The organism is Vibrio sp. S9_S30, from assembly GCF_014694455.1.
Lineage (GTDB): Bacteria > Pseudomonadota > Gammaproteobacteria > Enterobacterales > Vibrionaceae > Vibrio.
In genome coordinates this window covers 161,502-185,613 of record NZ_JAAUWT010000007.1, presented here as the reverse complement: position 1 = coordinate 185,613, position 24,112 = coordinate 161,502, and the positions used below count along the sequence as shown (strand labels likewise).

19 protein-coding genes are annotated in these 24,112 nt (G+C 46.6%); 7 read left to right on the top strand and 12 right to left on the bottom strand.

Annotated elements, in window-relative coordinates:
* Positions 1-41: 41 nt before the first annotated feature.
* From HC752_RS10785 to aspA, 7 genes are all read right to left on the bottom strand, one after another.
* Positions 42-1,382: an ABC transporter substrate-binding protein gene (locus tag HC752_RS10785; protein ID WP_190335126.1), complete on the bottom strand. Its 1,341-nt coding sequence runs from the start codon at positions 1,380-1,382 to the stop codon at positions 42-44.
* A gap of 204 nt (positions 1,383-1,586) precedes the next feature.
* Positions 1,587-2,930, bottom strand: a complete 1,344-nt coding sequence (locus tag HC752_RS10780; RefSeq protein WP_190335125.1) for a sigma-54-dependent transcriptional regulator — start codon at positions 2,928-2,930, stop codon at positions 1,587-1,589.
* On the bottom strand, positions 2,912-4,912 hold the full coding sequence (locus tag HC752_RS10775) for an ATP-binding protein (protein WP_190335124.1): 2,001 nt from the start codon (positions 4,910-4,912) through the stop codon (positions 2,912-2,914). The genes HC752_RS10780 and HC752_RS10775 overlap by 19 nt, the downstream gene beginning before the upstream one ends.
* Positions 4,909-6,246, bottom strand: coding sequence for an ABC transporter substrate-binding protein (locus tag HC752_RS10770; protein WP_238930492.1), 1,338 nt, complete (start codon positions 6,244-6,246; stop codon positions 4,909-4,911). Before HC752_RS10770 ends, HC752_RS10775 begins: the two co-directional genes overlap by 4 nt.
* A gap of 126 nt (positions 6,247-6,372) precedes the next feature.
* Positions 6,373-8,148 carry a protein-disulfide reductase DsbD gene (locus tag HC752_RS10765; protein WP_274602123.1) on the bottom strand — a complete coding sequence of 592 codons (1,776 nt, stop codon included), beginning with the start codon at positions 8,146-8,148 and terminating at the stop codon, positions 6,373-6,375.
* A gap of 135 nt (positions 8,149-8,283) precedes the next feature.
* On the bottom strand, positions 8,284-9,585 hold the full coding sequence (locus tag HC752_RS10760) for an anaerobic C4-dicarboxylate transporter (RefSeq protein ID WP_190335122.1): 1,302 nt from the start codon (positions 9,583-9,585) through the stop codon (positions 8,284-8,286).
* A gap of 233 nt (positions 9,586-9,818) precedes the next feature.
* Positions 9,819-11,273, bottom strand: a complete 1,455-nt coding sequence (aspA, locus tag HC752_RS10755) for an aspartate ammonia-lyase (RefSeq protein WP_190335121.1) — start codon at positions 11,271-11,273, stop codon at positions 9,819-9,821.
* A 281-nt stretch (positions 11,274-11,554) separates the two neighbouring features.
* On the opposite strand from aspA, the gene HC752_RS10750 reads away from it, so the two are divergent.
* On the top strand, positions 11,555-12,070 hold the full coding sequence (locus HC752_RS10750) for an FxsA family protein (RefSeq protein ID WP_190335120.1): 516 nt from the start codon (positions 11,555-11,557) through the stop codon (positions 12,068-12,070).
* Between the two features lie 97 nt (positions 12,071-12,167).
* Here HC752_RS10750 and HC752_RS10745 read toward each other — a convergent pair whose 3' ends face one another.
* The 4 genes from HC752_RS10745 to HC752_RS10730 form a co-directional block, all read right to left on the bottom strand.
* Positions 12,168-12,644: a tRNA (cytidine(34)-2'-O)-methyltransferase gene (locus HC752_RS10745; RefSeq protein ID WP_190335119.1), complete on the bottom strand. Its 477-nt coding sequence runs from the start codon at positions 12,642-12,644 to the stop codon at positions 12,168-12,170.
* A gap of 127 nt (positions 12,645-12,771) precedes the next feature.
* A complete protein-coding gene (locus HC752_RS10740; protein WP_190335118.1) occupies positions 12,772-13,383 on the bottom strand; it encodes a superoxide dismutase in 612 nt (203 codons plus the stop codon).
* Positions 13,384-13,494: 111 nt separating this feature from the next.
* Positions 13,495-14,904 (bottom strand): envelope stress sensor histidine kinase CpxA, encoded by a 1,410-nt coding sequence (gene cpxA / locus HC752_RS10735; RefSeq protein WP_190335117.1) that lies wholly within the window; start codon positions 14,902-14,904, stop codon positions 13,495-13,497.
* Positions 14,904-15,596, bottom strand: coding sequence for a response regulator (locus HC752_RS10730; RefSeq protein ID WP_190335116.1), 693 nt, complete (start codon positions 15,594-15,596; stop codon positions 14,904-14,906). Before HC752_RS10730 ends, cpxA begins: the two co-directional genes overlap by 1 nt.
* A gap of 182 nt (positions 15,597-15,778) precedes the next feature.
* On the opposite strand from HC752_RS10730, the gene HC752_RS10725 reads away from it, so the two are divergent.
* From HC752_RS10725 to pfkA, 4 genes are all read left to right on the top strand, one after another.
* Positions 15,779-16,279 (top strand): CpxP family protein, encoded by a 501-nt coding sequence (locus tag HC752_RS10725; protein ID WP_190335115.1) that lies wholly within the window; start codon positions 15,779-15,781, stop codon positions 16,277-16,279.
* A 115-nt stretch (positions 16,280-16,394) separates the two neighbouring features.
* Positions 16,395-17,216, top strand: coding sequence for a substrate-binding periplasmic protein (locus HC752_RS10720; RefSeq protein WP_238930491.1), 822 nt, complete (start codon positions 16,395-16,397; stop codon positions 17,214-17,216).
* Between the two features lie 238 nt (positions 17,217-17,454).
* A complete protein-coding gene (fieF, locus tag HC752_RS10715) occupies positions 17,455-18,372 on the top strand; it encodes a CDF family cation-efflux transporter FieF (protein WP_190335181.1) in 918 nt (305 codons plus the stop codon).
* Positions 18,373-18,673: 301 nt separating this feature from the next.
* Positions 18,674-19,636, top strand: coding sequence for a 6-phosphofructokinase (gene pfkA, locus HC752_RS10710; RefSeq protein ID WP_190335114.1), 963 nt, complete (start codon positions 18,674-18,676; stop codon positions 19,634-19,636).
* 152 nt (positions 19,637-19,788) lie between these two features.
* On the opposite strand, the gene HC752_RS10705 is transcribed toward pfkA, so the two are convergent.
* Positions 19,789-21,153 carry an MATE family efflux transporter gene (locus tag HC752_RS10705; RefSeq protein WP_190335113.1) on the bottom strand — a complete coding sequence of 455 codons (1,365 nt, stop codon included), beginning with the start codon at positions 21,151-21,153 and terminating at the stop codon, positions 19,789-19,791.
* Between the two features lie 348 nt (positions 21,154-21,501).
* On the opposite strand from HC752_RS10705, the gene HC752_RS10700 reads away from it, so the two are divergent.
* Together HC752_RS10700 and groL are read left to right on the top strand one after the other, a co-directional pair.
* Positions 21,502-21,792 carry a co-chaperone GroES gene (locus tag HC752_RS10700; protein ID WP_190335112.1) on the top strand — a complete coding sequence of 97 codons (291 nt, stop codon included), beginning with the start codon at positions 21,502-21,504 and terminating at the stop codon, positions 21,790-21,792.
* A gap of 58 nt (positions 21,793-21,850) precedes the next feature.
* Positions 21,851-23,488, top strand: a complete 1,638-nt coding sequence (gene groL, locus HC752_RS10695) for a chaperonin GroEL (RefSeq protein ID WP_190335111.1) — start codon at positions 21,851-21,853, stop codon at positions 23,486-23,488.
* The last annotated feature ends 624 nt before the right edge of the window (positions 23,489-24,112 follow it).

Below are 24,112 nucleotides of genomic sequence, written 5' to 3'. Positions count from 1 at the left end.
CCTACAAGTGGGGGAATCAGATGTTGTAGAGTGGAAAAGGCTTACAGCATATCCATTGCTTGTTCCGCAAGCGCTTTTGCTTTGTCGTAGTTAGTGACGACTTTTTTATCCCAAGCTTGCTCTATTTCGGCCTGACGAGCGCCGACTTTGTCGGTTTTCTTCTTGCGCTTTTTCGTGAAGATACCGGCAAACTCGGGGTTGCTGGCTTCTTCCGCCGTAATCGGCATTTCATTGATCAGAGCTTTTGCTTGGGCAACCAACTCCAGAGCTTTGGCGTTGCTTTGAGCTTTGGCTTTTGTTTCTGCATCTTGAATTGCTTTTGTTGCTTTGCGCAATTCATCCATGCGGTAGGTGATCATGACATCGAATAAACTGTTGACCACGTTGTAGCGAGATTTGGATAGGTTCAGATCAAAGTCTACCGTTCCAAGCTTTTGACCCGTAAATGGGTTTGGGAACCCTTCAGGCGTTTTGCTGTAGACATTTGGGTTAACGGGTAAGCGCTGAATCCCTTTATCGAGTAAGAGTTCTTGCCCTTCGTCGGACAGGAGGAAATCAATAAAGGCTCCTGCTGCTTCTTGGTTTGGTGCATTTTTGATCTTACCGACGTTGGCAGGGACAAGTGCTGTCACCGTTGGGTAACGGAAGTCGACAGGGAATCCGGTTGCTTTCGATGACAGACCAAAGAAGTCAATCACGATACCCACACCAAACGAGCCGCTGTTTACCCCGTCAGGCACACCGAAGCTGCGTTCGGTCACTACGCGGAAGTTACCTGAAATGGCTTTCATGGTCGCCCAGCCCTCTTCCCAGCCTTTTCCTTGCAGAATGGCTTCTACGGTTAGGTGGGTTGTCCCTGAGCGAGAGGGGGAAGACATGCCCACATGCTTGTGATAAACCGGGTCCGCGAGATCTTCCCACTCTTGAGGAATTGGGAGCTTTTTGGCTTTCATGTAACGTTCATTCCACATCATGCCGTAGCCGGAAAGCGCAAACCCCTTGTAGTAACCGTCGGGATCGTGGATAGGAAAAGACCCTACTTTTTCAGGAATGCCCGTGATCGACGATTGGTATTGTGCGAGTAAGTCATTGTCTTTTAATACTTCGAATGCATCGGGTGCCGATGCCCAAAAAATGTCGGAGCTGTTTCGTGCAGCGGTTTCTTGTAGGTATTTAATACCCGATGTGGTCTTTTTCTTTAAGATTTCGACTTTTACGTTAGGGTATTTTTTTTCAAACGCTTTTTTGTAAACGTCGGTCACATCGTTGGAAAACGAGGTGACGATCACCAAGTTTTTATCTGACATTGCCCAAGCGGATGCACTGCCCATTGCAAATATCATTGCGCTGGTTAGTGTGAGCAGTTTGATTCCATGTTTCATTGTGCACTCCATTTTTATCAACGTAGGGTTATCCATGTGCGGGTTACTTGCGAATGTACGCAATAACCTATCGTTAATAGTACAAATGTTATGCCAATGTTAACTGATGGTTAATTTCATTAATTTCAGCTGGTTATGATTTTTTGGTTTCTGGCGATGTGTCAAATGGAGACGAATGTGATCTGTGAGTAGGTCATCAATGACCTACTCTTCGGGTAAAACATAATCTTCTTTCTTCAGTCCTAACTTCTTCATTCTTAAGTACAGATTTTTGCGTGGAATATCCAAATGTTCCGCTGTCGCTCCAATATGCCCATCAAATTGAATCAACGTATGGTGAAGGACGGAAAATTCAAATTGCGTCATCTGGTGTGCCAAGCTGTGGCACTCTTGATGGTTACTGGTGACGATCAGATCGGATATACCCAAAACAATGCGATCCGTTTCGTTCATTAGCTCTCGCACATTACCTGGCCAATCGTGGGACATTAGGTGCTGAAAGTGCAAAGGGGTCAGAGGGGGGGCTTTCTGCCCTAGGCGTTTTTCTGCATCATGAATGAAATGCCCAAGTAACATTGGAATGTCGGCTTTCCGCTCCCTCAGTGGTGGAATGTCTAAGGTCGCAACGTTAAGGCGGTAATACAAGTCTTGCCGAAAGTCGCCTCGCTGCGATAGGTTGAACAAATCATCTTTTGAGGCGGAGAGAACTTTTAAATCGACCTTAACGATTTGATTACTGCCCACCCGCTCTAATTCGCCTTCTTGAATGACGCGAAGTAAACGGATTTGGGCGGATAGTGGCATACTTTCAATTTCATCCAAAAATAACGTGCCGCCAGAGGCGTACTCAATTTTGCCGATTCGCTTCTTACTGGCTCCCGTAAAGCTGCCCGCTTCATGGCCAAACAACTCGGATTCAATGAGGTTTTCTGGCATGGCACCGCAGTTAATGGCGACAAAAGGTTTGGCACTGCGCCTAGATTGGCTGTGTAAGGTACGGGCGATTTTTTCTTTGCCAGTGCCTGTTTCTCCGTTGATCACAATATTGACGTCGGCATTGGCAAGCGTCATTAAGCGGCTTTTGAGTTTTTGCATAGAATCGGATTCGCCGATGAGCAGTTCGTCCAATGTGATGCTACGAGGGTTTCTTTGTTTCAGCCGTCGGTTTTCTAGTGTGAGGGCGCGATGCTGAATGGCTTTGGTTGTCAGCTCGATAAGGTGCTCTGGCCGGAGAGGTTTTTCGACAAAATCAAAGGCACCTTGTTTAATGCATTGCAAGGCGGTTTCGATGTCCGCATGACCCGAAATCAGAATGACAGGCAATTCTGAATCGAGCTGTTGTAAGTGTTGTAAGAATGTCATGCCATTCATGTTGGGCATTCTGATGTCTGAAACAACAATGCTATTGGCATTATATTGAATACAGGGGAGCGCCTTGTCGGCAGAAGCAAAGGCAGTGACGGTCATGCCGTTCATTTCTAGAATTTCACTCAGGCTTTCTCTGAGTTCTTTATCGTCTTCCACCAGTATTACATGGGTTTGAGACATACCATGACCTCCGTTCCCTTATTTATTTCCGACTGCACAAAGATGGTGCCGCCGAAATCTTGAATGATGTTATGTGTTATCGACATCCCAAGTCCTAAGCCCTTTCCCACTTCTTTTGTGGTGAAGAAAGGTTCAAAGATTTGTTCGATTTGTTCTTGAGTCATACCGCACCCATTATCGGTAATACACAGGTTAACCCAGTCGGTCGAGGGATGGGCTGTAATGGAAAGGGTGGGATGAAATTCATCATCGTTCAGCCGTTGTTGAATGGCATCTAAGCTGTTGCTGATGGCGTTGACCAAAACTTGTTCCAGTCGTATTTCGTTGGCGCGAACGCATAATTCGGTTGAAATGTCGATGGTTATCCAATCCTCTGGCAGGCTGTCTGTGAATAAATCGATGGCGTTGATAACGGCTTTATGTACGTAGGTTCTTTGAGTTACATCATCGGTTTTGCGGGCAAAAGACTTAAGGTGTTGGCAGAGTTTTGTTGTTCTGTCGGTAATTCGATCAATGCGTTCTAGCTTTTCTTGAGCTTGTTCGAATTGCTGTTTGTTGAGGTATTGCGACGCGAGGTAACTATTCGAACGGATGGCCGCTAGAGGCTGACTAAATTCATGCACGATACCGGAGGTCAGTTGCCCGAGTACCGCCAGTTTGGCGGCTTGAACCAGCTCTTCTTGCGTTTCTTTTAAGTTGTTTTCGGCTTGCTGGCGCTGTTCTATCTCATCCAATAGCTGGTGGTTTTTCTCTTCCAGTGCACTGGTGCGTTGCCGGAGCTGTTTCGCGGTTTGGTTGAAGACATTGGTGGCGTGCGCTAATGACGCCACCTCATCTTGTCCGGCGATTTGTAAGGGCGTTTGCAATTCTCCTTGCGCCAAATGCCTCATGCTGCGAAGCACGGTTGCCAACCGATTGAGGAGCTGATTTCTAAGATACAAAGCGACAAATACCGTCAGTATGGCAATGATGCCAATGGTGATATTGAGCTGTGTTCGGCTGGTATTCACAATATGGGTAATACTGTTCGCGGTGTCAGTTGCCTGCACTTCGGCTTCGCGCACGGCTTCAGAGATAAACTGGCGAATGCTTTGAATCAGTGCCTGATTTTGAGCCAGCAGTTCTTGGTTACCTTCATCGAGGGACAAGACTCTCAATGCTCGCTGAATGGGGGTATTGTTCCCCGTCACATGGTCATTGAGCTGCGACGCGATCTGACGAATGGTTACGGTGCTAGGGAGCGGCTTTAGGGCGCGGATCTGTTGATGAATGGTCACCATGGTTTCATCGATCATGCTTTGCGCTGCCAGTATATCGGTTTGGCTTGAAAACAGAGAAACACGTTGCAGCAGATCAAGCACTAAGTTCACATCGGCTTCCAACTTCAAAAGCTGGCTCTGGCTGTTGCTCTCAAAGCGTAGCGACGCAAATTCCGACTGAGATAACACCTGACTTTTCTCTAGCTTGTCCATCAATAGCCCGAGATTGAACTGGCTTTCTTCTGTGAGTGGGATGGCTTCATCGACAAAATCAATTTGTGTCCAGTAGAGCTGTTGCCGCAGTTGTTGCTGGCGTTCTTGAATCAGTAATTTTTGTTCCGTATTGGCGTAGATTTTTTGGATGTTTTCTTTGAGCTCAGCCGCAAGCCGTTGCATTTCTTGATGATGTTTTGGAGACAGCTTTTGCGGGTCTAAACTGTTCAGCTTGGGTAGCGTATTTTGTAAACTCTGATTGGCCTCTTGTAGCGCACTGGTGGATTTTGCCAATGCCAAATTAGTGGCGTCTGTCGTGATCTGCCCCCCCAATTCCGCAAACTTGGCTGCGGCAACCATGATGGGGAGTTGTTTTTGCCCCCACGTTTCTGAGGAGGTGGCGAGGTGTTGAAGTGTGACGACGTTAGAGACGACCATCACAATGGCAAGGCAACCCAGTGCCATAAACAGAGCAAAAATTCTGAGCGCGATACTGTGTCGTTTTTTCATGGTGAAACCTCACGAGAAAGCTGCTCCAATTCGGCGATGGCGGCCTCAAGTTCAGCATTCATTTGTGATTGCCATTGCTCCGTTATTCTCTGATAAAAGTCTTCGTAACGGTGTACGCTACTCAGCTTCTGATTGAGAGTCGGATCAGAGGCGACACCTTCTTCAACCGGAATCTGGCTAATCGATGCCCACGTTTCGTTTAGCGTTTGTTGTTGCGATGAAGTGAGAGGGTATTGCTGGAGGTGATTCCACATCGTCCAAAATCGATGTAACGCATCCAGTCGGCCGGTGATCCATTGGTCGAAAAGGGCGTTTACAGTGTGGTAACGGCGCGCTGAAAGCTCGCTGTTGAAGGCTGAAGTACCACTTTTTTGCGCCATTTCGACCCCGATCTTAAAAGGAATGCGATTGATGTTGGGTTGACTAAGTAAAGCTTGCCCCTCATCAGACAAGATGAAATCGACAAAAATATGGCGTGTTGGGTTAGACGGTGACTGTTTGATGATGCCGATTTGTGCCGGAATCAGTGGTGAGTTGGGGAAGGGATAGAACCCAACAGGTGCTTGGTTGGCCAACGCGCTGCGATAGAAAAAATCGACCACAGGGGCAACAGTAAAGCGTTGCCTTAAAATGCCTTCACGCACGCCAAAACTGCGCGCAGTAATGGTGCTTAGGTTTCCCCCAAGCTTTAGCAGCAGTTTCCACCCTTCTTTCCAGCCGTATTGCTGCAAGATGAGCTCGATAACCAGATGATTCGTGCCGGAACGAGAAGGCGCGCTCATGGCCACCTGATATTGGAAACTGTCAGAGGTGATCACTTCCCAGCTGGTGGGAGTGGGGAGATTGATCTGTTCAAGCCGCTCGGTATTCCAAAAAAAGCCAAACTGCGACCACGCAAAGGTATGGCTTTGCTGGATAAAACCCGCCATGGCCAGCTGAGCCATCGCATCGGGTGAACTGAGCCAAATGAGGTCGGCATTTGGGTTTCGACGCTGTTCTAGGTGCGCCATTAGTGCGGGTGTTTTTTTGTTGATAAAGCGAAGGCGAATGTCGGGGTATTTTGCCTTAAATGCCTCTCGAATCGGAGAGTAAAAGCTTTCCGGGAATGATGTGAGCACCACGATGTCGTTGGAACGAATCTTGTCGGTCGCGGTGATGGTGGTCACAGCTATATTGTCTGCCACAGTTATATTGTCTGTCACAGTTATATTGTCTGCCGCAGCGATGGTGTTGGTCTTGGCTATATTGTTAGCTGCGGCTAAATTGTTGGCCATTGCCCACGGGAAAAACAGCCACCCAACGCTTAAGCACAATGTGCAAATAATCCGCTTCATGATAAAAAACTCAGTTACACCATTGGGATTATTATGTTGAAAATTTGAGCTTTTAACAGAAATGAAACAAAAAAATGTGAGCCCGAAAATAGGGCCCACATTGAAGTGTTCTTTTTATCGCCGTGCTTACAATGCGTTTAGGTGCGCAAGAAATGGCTCGGCAGGCATAAAGCCGGTGAGGCGCGCATTGGGCAAATATTCCCCATTGGCATCCCAAAACTCAATGGTCGGTAAGCCCAATACTTCGAGTTTTTGCAGTAATTGAATGTCTTCGGGTAGGCTTTTCGTCACATCGGCTTGAAGTAATACGTAGCCTTTCAGTTTGGCTTCGACTTCTGGGGTGTGAAAGGTGTATTTTTCAAATTCTTTACACGCGACACACCAGTCGGCGTAGAAATCCAACATCACGGGTTTCCCTGCCTGTTTAGCCGCTTCCAGCTCAGTTTGAAGCTCTGTCAGGTTTTTGATGCGTTTGAACGCTACGGTTGGCTCAGCTTGGGCAACGGAAGATGGGTTCCACCACTGAGCGACAATAGGTTGCGCAGACGCGACAATCCCCAACATGGCAATAATACCGACTGCGCTTTGCTTCCAACCCCCAAAGGGCAAGCTGTTTTTCACGTGGTAAAGCCAGCCAAATGCGGCTAACCCGAGCAGCGACCACATAATCTGAGTCCAGAGCTCTGGCAGAATACGTTCGAGGAGGAAAATGGGCGCGGCAAGCAAAATGAATCCGAACATCACTTTAATGCGATCCATCCACCCTCCCGCTCTTGGCAGAAGCTTGTTACCGAAAACGGCGACCGCAATAAGCGGAATGCCCATTCCTAAGGCTAAGGCATACAAAGCGACGCCACCTGTGAGCATGTCGCCGCTCTGAGCAACATACAAAAGCGCACCAGACAGCGGAGCGGTGGTACAAGGTGAGCACACTAAACCCGAAATTGCCCCCATGGCAAACACGCCGGCGTTGCTGCCACCTTGTTGCTTGTTGCTGAGGTTATTGAGCCAAGTTTGAATGCCGCTTGGTAATTGAAGAGTGTAGGCTCCAAACATGGACGCGGACAGAGCGATAAACAGCACACTCAAACCAATCAGAACATAGGGGTGCTGCATGGCGGCTTGGAATTGAAGCCCAGCAGACGCAACGACCAAGCCCAGAATCGTATAGGTGAGTGCCATCCCTTGAACGTACACAAACGACAAACCAAGCGCACGCTTTTGAGAGATTTGACCGCCACCTAAGACAATACTGGTCAGAATGGGGTACATCGGCAGAACACAGGGTGTAAACGCTAACCCCACACCCAAAGCAAAGAACAGCAATGGTGTCCACCAGCTGTTGGCTAATTTGTCTGCAAAGCCCGATTCTTGTGATTGCGAAATCGTTGGGTTATCGCGAGGTGTTGTTTCTGCGGCAGTCGGGGCCGATCCACCAGTGGAAGTCAACGCTGAAATGGGAACCGTGCGAATCTCAGGTGGGTAACAGAATCCTGCTTTGGCACAACCTTGATAGCGGACTTCCAGTATTGCGTTTTCCGATGCGGATATCAGCGGTACGGTAACGGTGAGCGGAGAGACATAGATGTTGACATCGCCGAAAAATTCATCTTTGTACGGTTGACCGTCTCGCATTTCAATCGAACCTATTTCTGCCCCCTTAGCGGAAACCGAAATACGCTCTTGATATAGGTAGTATTCATCTTTGACCTTCCACTCAAGGCGGATACGATCATTGTCTTGGAAAAAGTTAAATGGGAAGGCTTCGTCTACGGGGACGAATTGATTTGGGGAGCTTTCAAAGCTGGGCGTAAACTTTTGAGCATTGTTCGAAAACAATTCAGCATACGCTGGAGCGGTCAACCACACACTCAATATCAGCCAATATAAAAATGATCGCAGAGTTTTCATTACGTTACTTGTCAAAAAATGAATACCTTATCAGACCTGATAGAGGCACAATAAGTTTCATCATATCAGTGTTTAGCGATAGAAAAAAAGGAGCGCAGTGCGCTCCTTTCCAAATTTAGTTCATGATTAAATAATCATACCCCCCAAGGCAAAGCCTAAAGCAACAGCGGTGGCAATGGTGACTACCCCAGGAATGAAGAAAGGGTGATTGAACACCCATTGCCCAATTCGAGTGGATCCGGTGTCATCCATTTCGACTGCGGCCAATAGCGTTGGGTAGGTTGGCAGTACGAACAAAGCGCTGACCGCAGCAAACGAAGCCACCGCGGTTAATGGTGCAACGCCAATCGCCAATGCGGCGGGCATCAATGCTGTAGTGGTTGCGCCTTGCGAGTACAGCAACATCGATGCAAAGAATAGGGTAATGGCCAGCATCCATGGGTATTGCTCAAGAATGTGAGCCGACAGATCTTTGATTTGGTCGATGTGACTTGAGACGAAGGTATCACCAAGCCAAGCCACACCCAGCACACAAACGCATGCGCTCATGCCGGATTTAAACGTTGCGGCGTTGGCAATGTTTGAAGCATCGATGTTGGTGATCATCACAATGGCTGTGGCCGCGGTCAACATTAACGCCATAATGGCTTGGTTTCGACCAATCGCTGGGTTCTCAATTAAACCGATAGTGTTTGAAATCATGGTGGCGTAGGCGACAACAGCGATGATGGCCACAACGAAGATAGAGACGGAGGTTTTTGCCGTAGGCAAGATTTCACGCTTCTTCGAACCTTGCATTTTGATCAGCCCTTTCGCCAAGCGATCTTGATAAATAGGCTCCTCTTTCAGATCGCAGCCTAAGAAGTTAGACACAAATGCGCCCACCATGCAGGCAACGAACGTCGTTGGGATACACACCGCGAGCAATGTTAGGTAGTCCACGCCCAGTGGTTCTAGAATGCCAGAGAAAAACACCACCGCCGCTGAAATAGGCGAAGCGGTAATGGCGATTTGAGAGGCGACAACAGCGATGGAAAGTGGGCGTGATGGGCGTACACCTTGCTCTTTGGCCACTTCTGCAATCACAGGGAGTGTGGAGAAAGCGGTATGCCCCGTTCCGGCTAACAGGGTCATTAGGTAGGTCACCACTGGGGCATAAAAGGTAATGTGTTTTGGGTTCTTTCTAAGAAACTGCTCTGCCATATCGACCAGCCAGTCCATGCCACCTGCCACTTGCATGGCCGCAATCGCTGTAATGACCGATGCAATAATCAATATAACATCGACAGGAATATTGCCCGCTGGGACACCCAGCCCCATGGTTAACGCAACGACACCCGTACCACCCGCAAAGCCAATGCCGATGCCTCCAATTCTTGCTCCTAAATAAATAAAGAGCAGGACTACTAACAATTCGACCATGATCATACGTCGCACCTTATCTTACATTCCAAATGGAAATCCCCCTTTTGCTGAAAAAGGAAGGCTAAAAACCAGCATGAAAAATTATCTAATGCTGAAAACGGCGCAGACTATAGCAGATGGCTCGATAACTTAGGGCTGATGTGAGACAAACTTTTGCCAGTTGGCGCTGCTGTCAGCAAACTAAATGGGCAGCAAAATAAAATGAGACCATTGGTCCCATTCATTTAGTTAAACATTCAGTTAAATCGTTTGGCTTTGTACTTAGGGTGCATGAGGTTTTCCACTGAGAAGATATCGTCCAATTCTTCTTCTGTTAGCAAGCCTCTTTCTCGCACCACATCTCTGACGCTTTTTCCTGTTTCAGCGCAGATCTTTCCTACGATATCGCCTTCATGGTGACCGATGTATGGGTTGAGGTATGTAACAATCCCAATCGAGTTGTACACATGGCTTTCGCAAACGTCTTTGTTGACAGTAATGCCGTCGATGCACTTGTCGCGCAGGTTAACGCACGCATTGGTGAGGATTTCCAAAGATTCAAACATGCTTTGAGCGATAACCGGTTCCATGACATTCAGCTGTAATTGTCCGCCTTCTGCGGCAAAAGAGATGGTGTTGTCGTTACCGATCACTTTGAAACACACTTGGTTAACGACTTCAGGCACCACTGGATTCACCTTGGCAGGCATAATGGACGAACCTGCTTGCAGTTCGGGTAGGTTCAGTTCGTTGAGGCCCGCTCGTGGACCTGAAGACAACAGTCGTAAGTCATTACATATTTTCGAGAGCTTCACGGCGAGGCGTTTCAACGCACCATGTATCATCACATACGCGCCACAGTCTGAGGTGGCTTCGATTAAATCTTCCGCTGGAACACAGTCGAGCCCCGTTACTTGCGCTAAGTGTTTGATCGCAGATGCTTGATAACCTTCCGCGGCGTTTAACCCAGTGCCGATGGCTGTTGCGCCAATGTTGACTTCTAATAGCAGCTTGGAGGTGTACTCTAGGTTACGAATTTCTTCATTTAAGGTCACCGACCATGCGTGGAACTCTTGACCCACTGTCATTGGTACGGCGTCTTGCAGTTGAGTTCTGCCCATTTTGAGGATGCCATTGAACGCTTGGCTTTTCAGATCAAATGCCCCTTTTAGGTACTCGATGGCGTCTATTAGCCTGCTCACGCTGTTGTACACAGCGATGCGAAACCCCGTTGGGTACGCGCAGTTGGTTGACTGACTTTTGTTGACGTGATCGTTTGGATGAATGAATTCGTACTGCCCTTTTTCTTTGCCCATCAATTCCAGTGCAAGATTGGCGATGACTTCATTAGCGTTCATGTTAACGGAGGTGCCTGCCCCCCCTTGAAATACATCGGAGGGGAACTGATCCATGCACTTGCCCGTTTCTAAAATGACATCGCAAGCTTGAATAATGGGGTTGGCTACCTCAGACGGAATGACACCGAGCTCTTTATTCGCTAATGCGGCGGCTTTTTTCGTCATCACCATGCCGCGTACAAATTCGGGTACATCAGAAATGGTGGCACTGGAAATGTTAAAGTTCTCGATGGCTCTTAGTGTGTGAATGCCGTAGTAAGCGTCGGCGGGAACGTGACGTTGACCGAGGAGATCTTCTTCAATGCGAGTCGCAGTATGAGATGAGGTGTGATTAAGTTCGATCGTCTTAGTCATAACAGGATCCTTAGGCTTTTATTGTAAGTATTGATATTGAATTAGCCACGTCTGTTTTTAAGAATCCATTCATCAGAGTAAACGGCTGTAAATCGGTCCTGATGTTGTGCCCATATTATCGAATTGGCGGCATAAAAACAGCCGCCTGATCACCTTTTGAACCTTTGAGTTGTCAACATTTCTTACAGAAGTTAGCCGGGATCGTTGGATAAGTTTGAGGTAAGCAATTGTTGTTTGTTTGGCAAAGCAATACACTGGTTGTCATTGCTACAGGAGGACTTGTGTTTCCGATACTTTTACTGCTTTTTATCGCCGTGCCAATCATTGAGATAGCCTTGTTTATTCAAGTGGGCGGCTTTTTGGGTTTTTGGACGACCATCGGTTTGGTTTTGCTGACGGCATTTGTCGGCGCGACATTGGTGCGTAGCCAAGGGTTGCAAACATTGATGTCCGTTCAAACTCGGCTTCAGCAAGGTGAATTGCCTGCGCAGCAGATTGTGGAAGGCGTCATGTTGGCGGTCGCAGGGGTACTTCTTCTTACGCCTGGGTTTATGACCGATGCGCTAGGTATGCTGGTGTTGTTACCGGCACCGCGAGCACTTATTGCCAAGCAATTGATGAGTAAAGTAAAGATTCAGAACTTCGGAAATGGTGGGGGGTTTCACGCTCAAGGGGGCTTCCATCAACAGAACCCATTTGGGCAAGATCCTTTCCAGCGTGGTGATTCGTCTCAGGGAAATACGTTTGAAGGTGAATACGAGCGCAAGGATGACGACGATCGAAATCGTTTAAACTAAGCGCAAACTGTCTGGTTGAGAACTCATTGAAGATGAGCAACAAGAAAGATGAAGGTCATCGCCTTCATCTTTTTTTATATTTCAGAGATGGTGCAACTTATAAGGCGCCTTCAAATCCAAGCTGACGCCATGCTTCAAAGGCAATGATGGCTACCGCGTTAGACAAGTTCAGGCTGCGACTGTCTGGCATCATAGGAATTCGGATTCGCTGTTCCATTGGAAGGCTTTCGATGAAGTCTGCTGGGAGCCCACGCGATTCTGGACCAAAGATCAGCACGTCACCCTCTTTGAAGGTTGCGTCTACATGGTGCCCAGTGGTTTTCGTGGTGCACGCAAAGAGTCGGTAGTCTTCACCGCGCGCTTCCATGTATTCGATGAAGGCGTCCATATTCTTATGGCGCTTTACACGGGCGAGATCGTGGTAATCCAAACCAGCACGTCTTACTTTCTTCTCCTCAAAGTCAAACCCTAATGGTTCAATCAGATGAAGGTTTGAGCCACAGTTGGCCGATAAGCGAATGATGTTTCCTGTATTTGGGGCAATTTCAGGCTCAAATAAAACGATATCCAGCATGACAAATCTTTTGAGTGAGTGGAGTGAAGGGCATTATGGAGGAAGAAAAAAGAGCAAGCAAGGCACTTACTCTTTCAATGGTTACTTGGGTACATAAGGCGTTATGTCGCCTTAACTTAAGTTCAGGTTATTTTGCGAGAGCGGCGGCGTAGTTTTGTGCAACGGCATCCCAGCTTACTACGTTCCACCAAGCATCAATGTACTCAGGGCGACGGTTTTGGTAACTGATGTAGTATGCGTGTTCCCATACGTCTAGCGCGAGAATAGGTTCACCGCGGTCTGCTGCAACATCCATTAGTGGGTTGTCTTGGTTGCTGGTTGAGGTGATGACCAACTTGCCATCTTTTACGATCAACCAAGCAAAGCCTGAACCAAAGGTGTTGATTGCGGCTTGAGCGAATTGCTCTTTGAACGCATCAAAGCTGCCGAATGTGTCAGTGATCGCTTTGCCTAGATCGCCTTGTGGTTCGCCTCCCGCGTTAGGCGCCATGCAGTTCCAGTACACAACGTGGTTGTAGAAACCGCCACCGTTATTGCGAACAGCGGGTGCCTGGCTTGAGATAGAATCAAAAATGGTTTCTAGAGATTGGTTCTCTAGATCAGAACCTTTGATTGCTGCCGTGAATTTATCAAAGTACGTACGGTGGTGCTTGCTGTAGTGTACTTCCATTGTTTTTGCATCGATGTACGGTTCCAGTGCGTTGTATGCGTACGGTAGTTCTGGGAAGGTGTGTGACATTATTACTCTCCTTATTGTTACGTAATAATGTAATGATAATTGTTATCGTTATCAACTTGTGAATAGTAGGGGTATATACCGAAAAGGCATATCAAGCCATTTTGGGAGGGCTTAAGCCTGTTCACTGATGGGCAGTGCAATGCGTACTTTCAACCCTCCAAGATGGCTGGGTTGTGCGGTTATGGTTCCATTATGCTGCCGAATCGCACTCTCTGTGATCGCCAAACCTAAACCTGCGCCTCCAGAGTGCCTATCTCTTGCCGTCGACACTCGGTAGAAAGGTCGGAAAATGTCTTCCAGTTCTTCTTGTGGCACACCGTTACCATCATCATCGACATCAATCTGTAGTTCACTGCCATTCAGCACCATCGATACTTGTATGTTCTGGTTGCCATAGTGAATGGCGTTTCGAACGATGTTTTCCACCGCACTCATTAACAAGTTTGGATTACCGTAAATGTAGGTGTTAGGTAAGGAGCTATCGCGCATGGATCCATCATGGAAAGAACCATAACGCAGTACTTTGCCTTTTTGTTCGGCTTCAAATTGCGCGTCTTTTAATATCTCTTCCCACAGATCAACAACAGAAAGGCGCTCTCTATTTTCGTGGCTGTGCACCTGCATACGTGACAGTTCCAAGAGTTCGCTGATCATCTGCTCTAATCGTTCGGCTTCGGTATCAATGCGCTTAAGTTCGTCACTTTCCCCTTGTTTTCGGGTAGCGAGCGCATTGGCCATTCTTAGGCGAGTAAGCGGCGAACGAAGCTCGTGAGAAATGTCCGACAGCAACCGTTGTTGCCCGGTGATCATTTGATCGACAGCCAATACCATTTGGTTGAAACTGGTTCCCGCTTGTTGAAACTCTCGGGTGCCTTTTTCCAAATCGGGATCGGCCACAAATTCTCCTTTTGCGACTCGCTTAGCGGCTTTCTCTAAACGCCGAGCTGGCTGACTCAGTGCCCAAGCTAGCCACAGTAGAAGAGGAGTACTGGCAACCATGACAGCAAAAAGCAGCTGAAAGGGCTTGTCGAACAGTTGGAGTAAGAAGGGGGGCGTTTGATTCCACTTCATGGCATTGAAAAGCAACACATTTTGATTCGCAATTTTGACGGGGAACGGACCTGCCACCATCATACGACCGTATAATTTTTGTTGAGGTCGTATCTGAGTTAAATCCAGTTCAGTGATGTAGTTTTGCATCGCTTTACGAATCGGACCACGTTCTCGGGTAATCAAATTTCCTTCCAAATCGGTCAGGTAAGTTACAGGGCGATTTTCATGATGTTTCCCTCTATCGGCAAGTTTTCTTGCGACTTCCTGAATGTTCGGGTGGTTAGTGTATCTTTCTTCTAGCTTGATGACGGATTGCGTAATGCGGTCAAGATGATCCTTTGGGATATCATGAGGTTGGCGTGGATCAAGAAAAGGTAAGATCAACACCGCGATCAATACCAATAACATGGTCAGCCAGAAAATGGCAAAAATTCGCCCATATAAGCTAGAGAAAAGAGGAAACCGCATTATCCCGCCTCTACCAACATGTACCCACGACCGTGTAAGGTTTTAATGCGAGGTTTGTTGTCACTAAGCAAAGGCATTTTTTTGCGCAGGTTCGATACGTGCATATCCACAGCACGGTCAAACGGTGCTAAGCGCTTCCCTAATACATCTAAACTGAGCATCTCTTTGGTGAGGGTTTCACCTGGGTGGGCAATAAAGTGGCTAAGTAAGGCAAACTCAGTGGTGGTGAGATCGAGCAAAGCCTCTCCACAGTAGGCTTCTTGTTTTCCAGGGAATACTTTTAAGTCTTGGTAAGTCATGCACTCTGGAGCTTTGTTGCTCTTGGCATCAGGTTGTTGAGTTCGCCGTAAAATCGCGCGAATGCGTGCCATCAATTCACGATCTGAGAATGGCTTAGGCAGGTAATCGTCAGCGCCCAGTTCAAGCCCGATGACTCTGTCTATTTCCTCGCCTTTGGCAGTGAGCATCAGCACTGGAGTCTGCCAATTTTCACGTAGCTTCTTGAGCATTTTCATGCCATTGAGCCTAGGCATCATGATATCCAGAAGAATTAAATCGACGCTATCATCCACTAACTCAAGCCCCGCTTGACCATCGCAGGCTTGGCTTATTTGGAAGCCTTCCAAAGTCAGAATATCGCTGAGTAAGCCGGTTAATTCTGTATCGTCATCCACTAATAGTATATGTGCCATTGTCACCTCATTTATGGGTTTTCTATCTTCATGATACTCATGTTTATCGTGTAATCAGAACTCTTTACGTTGATTTACGCTTTCTTCACGTTGCTTTACAACCCCGTTCGTATTCTATCTTTAAGCGCTGCGAATGCAGCACAACACACAAATAAATTCCAATGATGAACGAGGATACAACAATGAAATTCACTAAAAAAATGGTTCTGATGGCTGCGGTACTTCCTTTTGCTTTGAGTGGCGTAAGTGCATGGGCTTTTGGCGGTAAAGACCATCAAAAAGCTGGTCATGCTTACGGCGGCAAGTGTGGTGTGGGGATGGATAAAGGTGTGCTTCGTCAACTCGACTTAACCGATGAGCAGAAGGCGCAGTTCAAGCAATTGCGCGAAGACGCGAAAAAGAATCGAAAAGGCAAGTCAGAAGACATGCACATCAAGATGCAATCGTTTCAACAAGACATCCAACAATTGGTATTAGCCGATACCTTTGATGAACATGCCGCACGAGATCTGGCGACGCAAATGGTGGAAGCTCAAACTGAAAAACGTGTAAATATGTTGAAACAACAGCAGAAAGCCATGGGGATCTTAACGTCAGAACAGAAGGTAAAACTTCAAGAATTGCAGCAAGAGAGCGGCGATAAATGCGCTGAAAAGTTTGCAGAGCGTCACCAAGACGATTAATTACATAAAGCTTACATAGACGACAAAACCACCTTAATGGCTGTTTTCTTTTTGTATATAAAACCACTGTTGACTATGCTCAATGTAGCTCGATAGTTAGAGGGTATATTAGACAATGCGGAAAATAGTCATACCAATAATTGCTTGCTTATATTTCTTGATGTCTCAAGTTGCTGGTGCAGCCGAATCAACGTGTGTATTGAAAATGGGTTACCGCACCAATGAACGTTTACCTAATATTGCAAGAGCGCCCGATAACTCGGGGTTATACATGGATCTATACCAAAAAGCAGCACAGGAAGTGGGCTGTGAGCTCCGTGTTATTCGTTTGCCAAAGAACAAAGTGGTCAGTCTTCTAAAGCGAGGCGACATCGATTTTTATCCCGGTTTCAACTTAACCAAAAAGAGGGCGGCTTTCGTTTACTTCATTGAAAGTGGTTTGCCAGGAGGAGATATTGGTGTTTCTCGTGAAGATATGGCTGAGGTCACTCAGCTCGAACAACTGAAAGGGAAAGTACTGCTTCGCTCTAAAGGAGCGCCTGACATCACCAGAGGCATCACCGACATTTACATTAAACAGCCGCCTGAAATGACCTCCATGCAAGCAATGACGTTTCTTTTGAATAAAAAAGGCGACTTCTATATCTACAACAAATCAACATTGGAGTATTTACTGAAACAGCATCAGTTGAATGGATTGAAATTGCATCCGAACTGCTGTGGTGGTGTGCTTCCACTGTATCTTGGGTTTTCTTTAAAGTCGAAGTGGTTTCAGGGAACAACCAACCCGAAGTATAAGAAAAATCAGCCGATCAGTGTGGATAATTATCCGACTCTGATCTCTTCAGAGAGCAAGGCGCATGAGTTTGCGCAAGCGCTCAAAAGAATGAAGCTCAGCGGGGAAACGCAAGCGTTGTATGATCACTACTATAATTAAAGAGTGGATGCAAAAACGCACTTCCAAACTCATTTCCAGCCAATGGACAAGCGACACAAAGAACCGTTGAAATTCTGCGCAAATGCGCCGTTCTACTTGGTCATATGTTTACTTGGTCGTATGAGAGGTTTGCTAGATATAAGAATTGTACGTGGGTCGTGTATTTTTATTTGGCACTCGTGAGATGGAGTGAACTTTAGTAATCTACTCTTTTTCCTTTATTCCACTTATCTCGATGATGAAATCTGATTATTCCAAACTTGTTTCTACCGCAGCCTGGCTCGCGACAGGGGTTGCTCTCTTACTATTGATTATCAAAGTTGCGGCTTGGTGGGTAACAGGCTCTGTGAGTTTGCTTGCCTCATTAATTGACTCATTATTGGATATCGCGGCTTCTGTCGTGAATCTCATTGTGGTGCGTTACGCTCTTCAACCGGCCGATAAAGAACATTCTTTTGGTCATGGGAAAGCTGAATCATTAGCGGCATTAGCACAGGCGATGTTCATTTCAGGCTCGGCTTGTTTTCTTATATTAAATGGCGTGGATAGGTTTTTTCGTCCCCATGAGCTGCAATCACCTGAGCTCGGTGTGTATGTAAGTATGTTTGCCATACTGATTACGGGCGTGTTGGTGGCATTTCAAAAACACGTCGTCAGAAAAACGGGTAGCCAGGCCATTGCTGCCGACTCTCTTCATTATCAATCCGACTTGTATATGAACGCCGCAATCATCGTGGCGCTTGGGTTAAGTTGGTATGGAATAGGGCAAGCTGATGCCGTATTTGCTATTGGAATCGGTGTTTTCATTCTTTCTAGCGCCATTCGCATGGTGTATAGCGCAGTGCAATCTTTGCTTGATAGGCAGCTTCCAGACGAAGAAATAAAGGATATTCGGTTAATTACCTGTTCAGTGAACGGTGTGCTGGGTGTGCATCAAATTCGGACTCGAATGTCCGGTCCCGTTCGTTTTATCCAGCTGCATTTGGAGTTAGATGATCACATGCCGCTGCTTGAAGCACATCGCATTTCGGATGAGGTTGAACAAAAATTACTCGAAAGATTTCCTGAGGGTGACATCCTAATCCATCAAGATCCAATTTCTGTTGTGCCTTGGGCTAAAACTAAACTAAACGAACAAGAGCAAGGAAATTCTTAGGTTGAAAGCACTAAGAAATGGTGGCTGTGAAGTTAATTATTACGAACCGTGAAAGAAAGAAGACAAATGGAAGATAATTAGCTATCTTTTGTGCAAACCACATAAACCACTATTGAACGTGATGTGAATCAACAAAGTTTAATAGCATAATTGTAATACTCTTTCATAAGTAGAAAAGTTTCAATATTTCGTTATGTATGCCGTACGAATAGAAAGTGTTACATAACGTGAATAAGATAAGATTTCGCCGTGAATGGCATTTAGAATTAGAGATTAGATTCCCAGATATCAGAGGGTGAGCATGATTAAGAAGATCGGTGTTTTGACAAGTGGCGGTGATGCACCAGGCATGAACGCAGCAGTTCGTGGTGTTGTACGTACGGCACTTTCTGAAGGGCTAGAAGTGTACGGTATTTATGACGGCTACTTAGGTCTATACGAAAACCGTATCGAGAAATTGGATCGCTGCAGTGTATCTGATGTGATCAATAAAGGTGGTACTTTCCTAGGTTCAGCTCGTTTCCCAGAATTTAAAGAAGTGGAAGTCCGTGAGAAAGCGATCGAAAACCTGAAAGAGCACGGCATCGATGCGTTGGTTGTTGTGGGTGGTGATGGCTCTTACATGGGGGCGAAAAAGCTGACAGAAATGGGTTACCCATGCATCGGTCTGCCAGGTACGATTGATAACGATATCGCCGGTACCGATTACACCATTGGTTACTTAACCGCGTTAAACACCGTTATTGATGCGATTGACCGCCTACGTGATACTTCATCTTCTCATCAGCGTATTTCGATCGTGGAGATCATGGGTCGCCATTGTGGTGATTTAACCTTGATGTCTGCGATTGCTGGTGGTTGTGAATACATCATCACACCAGAAACAGGCCTGAGCAAAGAAGAGTTGATTGCCAACATTCAAGACGGCATCAAGAAAGGCAAAAAGCACGCTATCATCGCATTGACAGAGCTTATGATGGACGCCAACCAGCTTGCGAAAGAGATTGAATCAGCCACTGGGCGTGAAACTCGTGCGACAGTCTTGGGTCACATCCAACGTGGTGGTCGCCCAACGGCATTTGACCGTGTTCTTGCCTCTCGCATGGGGAACTACGCTGTTCACCTTCTTCAAGAAGGGCATGGTGGTCGTTGTGTTGGTATTCAAAAAGAAGAACTTGTTCACCACGACATCATTGATTGTATCGAGAACATGAAACGCCCAGTACGTAAAGATTTATTCAAAGTTGCGCAAGAGTTGTTCTAATTATGCTCAATTAGGCTGATTTAATCATTAACAGCCGCTTTAGTGAATAGAAACCGCTGACAATGTCAGCGGTTTTTCGTTTGGGTGATGCTCCACTTTGATGTTGGCTTACTTTGATATTGAGCGACTGTGATTATGACGAGTCACGGACTCTATGAGCTATCGTTTTGTCTTAGCACTTGAAGCCCTACCACTTTGTTGCGCATTTTGAGTGCGTATAAATATCCCAATGTTCCGCCGACAATGTTGCCTGCCGCAATGCCCATAAACAGTCCTTCCACTTGATACCACTCGCTACCTAAATAAGCAAAAGGCAACGTGAAGATAAATAAACGCATTGCGCTCCACATGAAGGCATGCATGGGTTTGTGTAGCGCATTAAGCCCACTGACCAGTACCATCAATATGCCTTGAAACCCATAGCTAAACGGTACCACCAGTAAGTAATGCCACAATAAATCTCTAACACTTTGTTCTTGGGTAAAAAGCGCAGAAAGAGGCAGGCTGAGCGGCACCATCATAATGAAGATGAGGAGCTGAAAGAGAATCGAAAATCGCATACAGATGAATAAGGCATTAAAACTGCGTGTCGGGTTTTTTGCCCCTAAATTTTGGGCCATAAAGGGGGTCAAAGCAGAAGTCAGTGCCATTAATACTAAAATCAAAATAGATTCAATACGTTGCGCTGCACCATAAGCGGCAACGGCTTCCGTACCATGGCTCGCTAATATCATCATGAGCACTGCACCTGAAATAGGTGACATCGCATTCGATAGGGCGGCTGGTGTGCCAATTTTTAAGATGGCGCGCCAATCTTGGATAAGCGAAGGAAAGTGCGGAAGTGCCAGCAGCTTTTCTCTTTTTATGAGTACGTATAAGGATCCACATAAAGCGCCCATGTAGCTTAATGCGCTGGCGATGGCGGCGCCCTTTATGCCCAACTCAGGAAACGGACCGTAACCAAAGATAAGCAGTGGATCGAGTACGCCGTTAATGATGCCAGCCAGTATCATGATTTTTGCTGGGGTTTTTGTATCACCTGTTGCGCGAATGGCGCTGTTTCCCGCCATAGGAATCACTAGCATCGGGATCGTTAGATACCAGACCACCATATATTCTTTGATCAGTGGAATCAGATCGGGCGTTGCCCCTAAAAACGAAAACAACGGAGTGATGACCAGCAACCCTATTGCCGAGGCGATGCTGACGAGAATGACAGCCAGGATTAAACCGTGGGAAGAAAACCTTGCCGCATCTTGATTGTGGCCTTGTCCAAGCAGCCGACCGATGTTGGTCGATAGCCCCATACCGATGCCCATCGTGATGCAGTTAACCGCGAAAGTGACAGGAAAAGTAAAGCTGATGGCCGCCAGAGCTTGAGTACCCAGCAAAGAAATAAAGAAAGTATCGACAAGGTTAAACATTAGGATCGAGATCAGACCCGCAATCATCGGAAGGGTCATGTTTCTGAGCACGGCGGGAATGGGTGCAGTGAGTAATCCATGTTTATCTTGCATTGATAGAGACGACTTAATTTATCTTGAAGAACATGTAGGATACAGAAGAATGCAAATTCGAGCTACAATACGACTGGGCGCGCCAGTGACGAGAAAAGCGAGTAACATGAAGAGCTATCGACGTGACGAAACAAGGCAACGGCGGGCTTAAAAATCGAGGTAAAAATAGACACTTCGGGCAATTGACATGAAATTCCTCGAAAAGCTGTTTGATTTTTCAACAGCCGTCACAAAAAAACACATTCCCCCCCTTGGGTTATCTCTATGCACGCCCTATATATGATCCACAAGCCGTTTTAACGGCATTTCTCACATCAAATAAAAACATCTAATCAGGAGAGACGACCGATGAATATTCGTCCTTTACACGACCGAGTTATCGTTGAACGCCAAGAAGTTGAAGCAAAGTCTGCAGGTGGCATCGTTCTAACTGGTTCTGCTGCGGAAAAATCGACACGTGGTACGGTTTTGGCTGTAGGCAAGGGCCGCATTCTAGAAAACGGTACTGTACAACCACTGGACGTAAAAGTTGGTGATAGCGTTATTTTTGCTGAAGGCTACGGCACCAAATCTGAAAAGATTGATGGTAAAGAAGTCCTCATCATGTCTGAAAATGACATCATGGCAATTGTTGAGTAATTTTTACTCTGATTCAAAAACGACAGATTAAAAACGAATTAAGAAAGGGAAATTAAAAATGGCTGCTAAAGACGTTAAATTTGGTAACGACGCACGAATCAAAATGCTAGAAGGTGTTAACGTTCTGGCTGACGCTGTAAAAGTGACGTTAGGTCCTAAAGGTCGTAACGTGGTGCTGGACAAATCGTTCGGTTCTCCAACCATCACAAAAGATGGTGTTTCTGTTGCGCGTGAAATTGAACTGGAAGACAAGTTCCAGAACATGGGCGCACAAATGGTGAAAGAAGTGGCGTCTCAAGCGAACGATGCAGCAGGTGACGGAACCACGACGGCAACGGTACTGGCTCAATCTATCGTTAATGAAGGTTTGAAAGCCGTCGCGGCTGGCATGAACCCAATGGATCTTAAGCGTGGTATCGATAAAGCCGTTGCAGCCGCTGTTATTGAACTGGGCAACATTTCTGTGGAATGTAAAGGCAAGAAAGAGATCGAGCAAGTCGGTACTATTTCTGCTAACTCAGACAAGAGCGTAGGCGAAATCATTGCTGAAGCAATGGAGCGCGTAGGTATTGATGGTGTTATCACTGTTGAAGAAGGTCAGGCCCTGCAAGACGAGCTAGACGTAGTAGAAGGTATGCAGTTTGACCGTGGTTACTTGTCTCCTTACTTCATCAATAATCAAGAAGCTGGTGCGGTTGACCTAGAAAACCCATTCATCCTTCTTGTAGACAAAAAAGTATCCAATATCCGCGAATTGCTTCCTACTTTAGAAGCGGTAGCGAAAGCATCTCGTCCTCTTATCATCATTGCTGAAGATGTAGAAGGCGAAGCGCTAGCAACCCTTGTTGTGAACAACATGCGTGGCATCGTGAAAGTGGCAGCGGTTAAGGCTCCTGGTTTTGGTGACCGCCGTAAAGCCATGCTTCAAGACATTGCTACCCTAACGGGCGGTACTGTGATTTCTGAAGAGATTGGTCTAGAGCTTGAAAAAGTAACACTAGAAGATCTTGGTCAGGCTAAGCGTGTAAGCATTACTAAAGAAAACTCAACCATCATCGATGGCGCGGGTGAAGAGGCTGCGATCCAAGGTCGTGTTGCTCAAATCCGTCAGCAAATTGAAGAAGCGACGTCAGACTACGACAAAGAGAAACTACAAGAGCGTGTTGCTAAGTTAGCAGGCGGTGTTGCGGTCATCAAAGTGGGCGCAGCGACTGAAGTTGAGATGAAAGAGAAGAAAGATCGCGTTGAGGATGCACTGCACGCGACTCGCGCAGCGGTTGAAGAAGGCGTAGTGGCTGGTGGTGGTGTTGCACTGATCCGCGCAGCGTCTAAGCTGACTGAGCTAAAAGGCGACAACGAAGAACAAAACGTGGGTATCCGTGTTGCATTACGTGCAATGGAAGCGCCAATCCGTCAAATCACCAGCAACGCAGGTGATGAAGAGTCTGTCGTTGCAAACAACGTACGTGCTGGTGAAGGTAACTACGGTTACAACGCGGCGACAGGTGAATACGGCGACATGATTGAAATGGGTATTCTGGACCCAACGAAAGTCACGCGCAGCGCTCTACAATTTGCCGCATCGGTAGCGGGTCTGATGATCACAACAGAAGCTATGGTAACGGATGCACCTCAGAAAGATGCACCATCAATGCCTGATATGGGTGGTATGGGTGGCATGGGCGGCATGATGTAAGTCTCCTCCCTTCTGAATGAAAAGAGCCTCGCAATGTGCGAGGCTTTTTTATTGATTCAGTGAACGGATGTTGATTCAGTGAACGGATCACCCAGTATCTTGAAGTCACTTCGCAACACGTTATCGGCTCAAGGGGCAGCAGTGTACTTGATCTTTTGCCAAGCTTTACCTGCAAGTGTCTTTCTTGAGCGCCATAAATAGCTAAGGATCACTCCTACGCATAAGGCGAAAGCGACAGAAGCACCAGGCGGTGGATCATTAAACAATTTTTCAAGTAAGCTTCTCGCTTGGAAGTGGCTCAAATATATGAACAATGAACTCATTGCTATCAGAGTGATCGACTTACTCAGTATTCTTGGCAAGTAAACAGTAGGGAGCCAAATCGTTAGTAACATGGCGAAAAATAAAAATGTCATGTTGTCACCGAAATTTGAGATAAGGTGAGGTACGCAAATGAAAAGAACTATTGCTGAGGAAATTAGCTTCTGAGTTATAGAGTGGCTAAATGCAGTGAGAGCTCCAAGACAGAACAAGTAAAGCATCAGGTGTGGAAGCCGGTGTAACAGGTCTGAAGTATCAAATATCCACATGGATATTGTGCTAACGATGTAAGTGACTATTGTT

Excerpts from the sequence above, each read along its gene's own strand:
- HC752_RS10730 (WP_190335116.1), bottom strand. The coding sequence starts at position 15,596 with ATGGCACATATACTATTAGTGGATGACGATACAGAATTAACCGGCTTA.
- HC752_RS10725 (WP_190335115.1), top strand. The coding sequence starts at position 15,779 with ATGAAATTCACTAAAAAAATGGTTCTGATGGCTGCGGTACTTCCTTTT.
- HC752_RS10740 (WP_190335118.1), bottom strand. The coding sequence starts at position 13,383 with ATGTCACACACCTTCCCAGAACTACCGTACGCATACAACGCACTGGAA.
- HC752_RS10760 (WP_190335122.1), bottom strand. The coding sequence starts at position 9,585 with ATGATCATGGTCGAATTGTTAGTAGTCCTGCTCTTTATTTATTTAGGA.
- fieF (WP_190335181.1), top strand. The coding sequence starts at position 17,455 with ATGAAATCTGATTATTCCAAACTTGTTTCTACCGCAGCCTGGCTCGCG.
- HC752_RS10745 (WP_190335119.1), bottom strand. The coding sequence starts at position 12,644 with ATGCTGGATATCGTTTTATTTGAGCCTGAAATTGCCCCAAATACAGGA.
- HC752_RS10775 (WP_190335124.1), bottom strand. The coding sequence starts at position 4,912 with ATGAAAAAACGACACAGTATCGCGCTCAGAATTTTTGCTCTGTTTATG.
- pfkA (WP_190335114.1), top strand. The coding sequence starts at position 18,674 with ATGATTAAGAAGATCGGTGTTTTGACAAGTGGCGGTGATGCACCAGGC.
- HC752_RS10770 (WP_238930492.1), bottom strand. The coding sequence starts at position 6,246 with ATGAAGCGGATTATTTGCACATTGTGCTTAAGCGTTGGGTGGCTGTTT.
- HC752_RS10780 (WP_190335125.1), bottom strand. The coding sequence starts at position 2,930 with ATGTCTCAAACCCATGTAATACTGGTGGAAGACGATAAAGAACTCAGA.
- groL (WP_190335111.1), top strand. The coding sequence starts at position 21,851 with ATGGCTGCTAAAGACGTTAAATTTGGTAACGACGCACGAATCAAAATG.
- HC752_RS10785 (WP_190335126.1), bottom strand. The coding sequence starts at position 1,382 with ATGAAACATGGAATCAAACTGCTCACACTAACCAGCGCAATGATATTT.
- HC752_RS10700 (WP_190335112.1), top strand. The coding sequence starts at position 21,502 with ATGAATATTCGTCCTTTACACGACCGAGTTATCGTTGAACGCCAAGAA.
- HC752_RS10720 (WP_238930491.1), top strand. The coding sequence starts at position 16,395 with ATGCGGAAAATAGTCATACCAATAATTGCTTGCTTATATTTCTTGATG.
- aspA (WP_190335121.1), bottom strand. The coding sequence starts at position 11,273 with ATGACTAAGACGATCGAACTTAATCACACCTCATCTCATACTGCGACT.
- cpxA (WP_190335117.1), bottom strand. The coding sequence starts at position 14,904 with ATGCGGTTTCCTCTTTTCTCTAGCTTATATGGGCGAATTTTTGCCATT.
- HC752_RS10705 (WP_190335113.1), bottom strand. The coding sequence starts at position 21,153 with ATGCAAGATAAACATGGATTACTCACTGCACCCATTCCCGCCGTGCTC.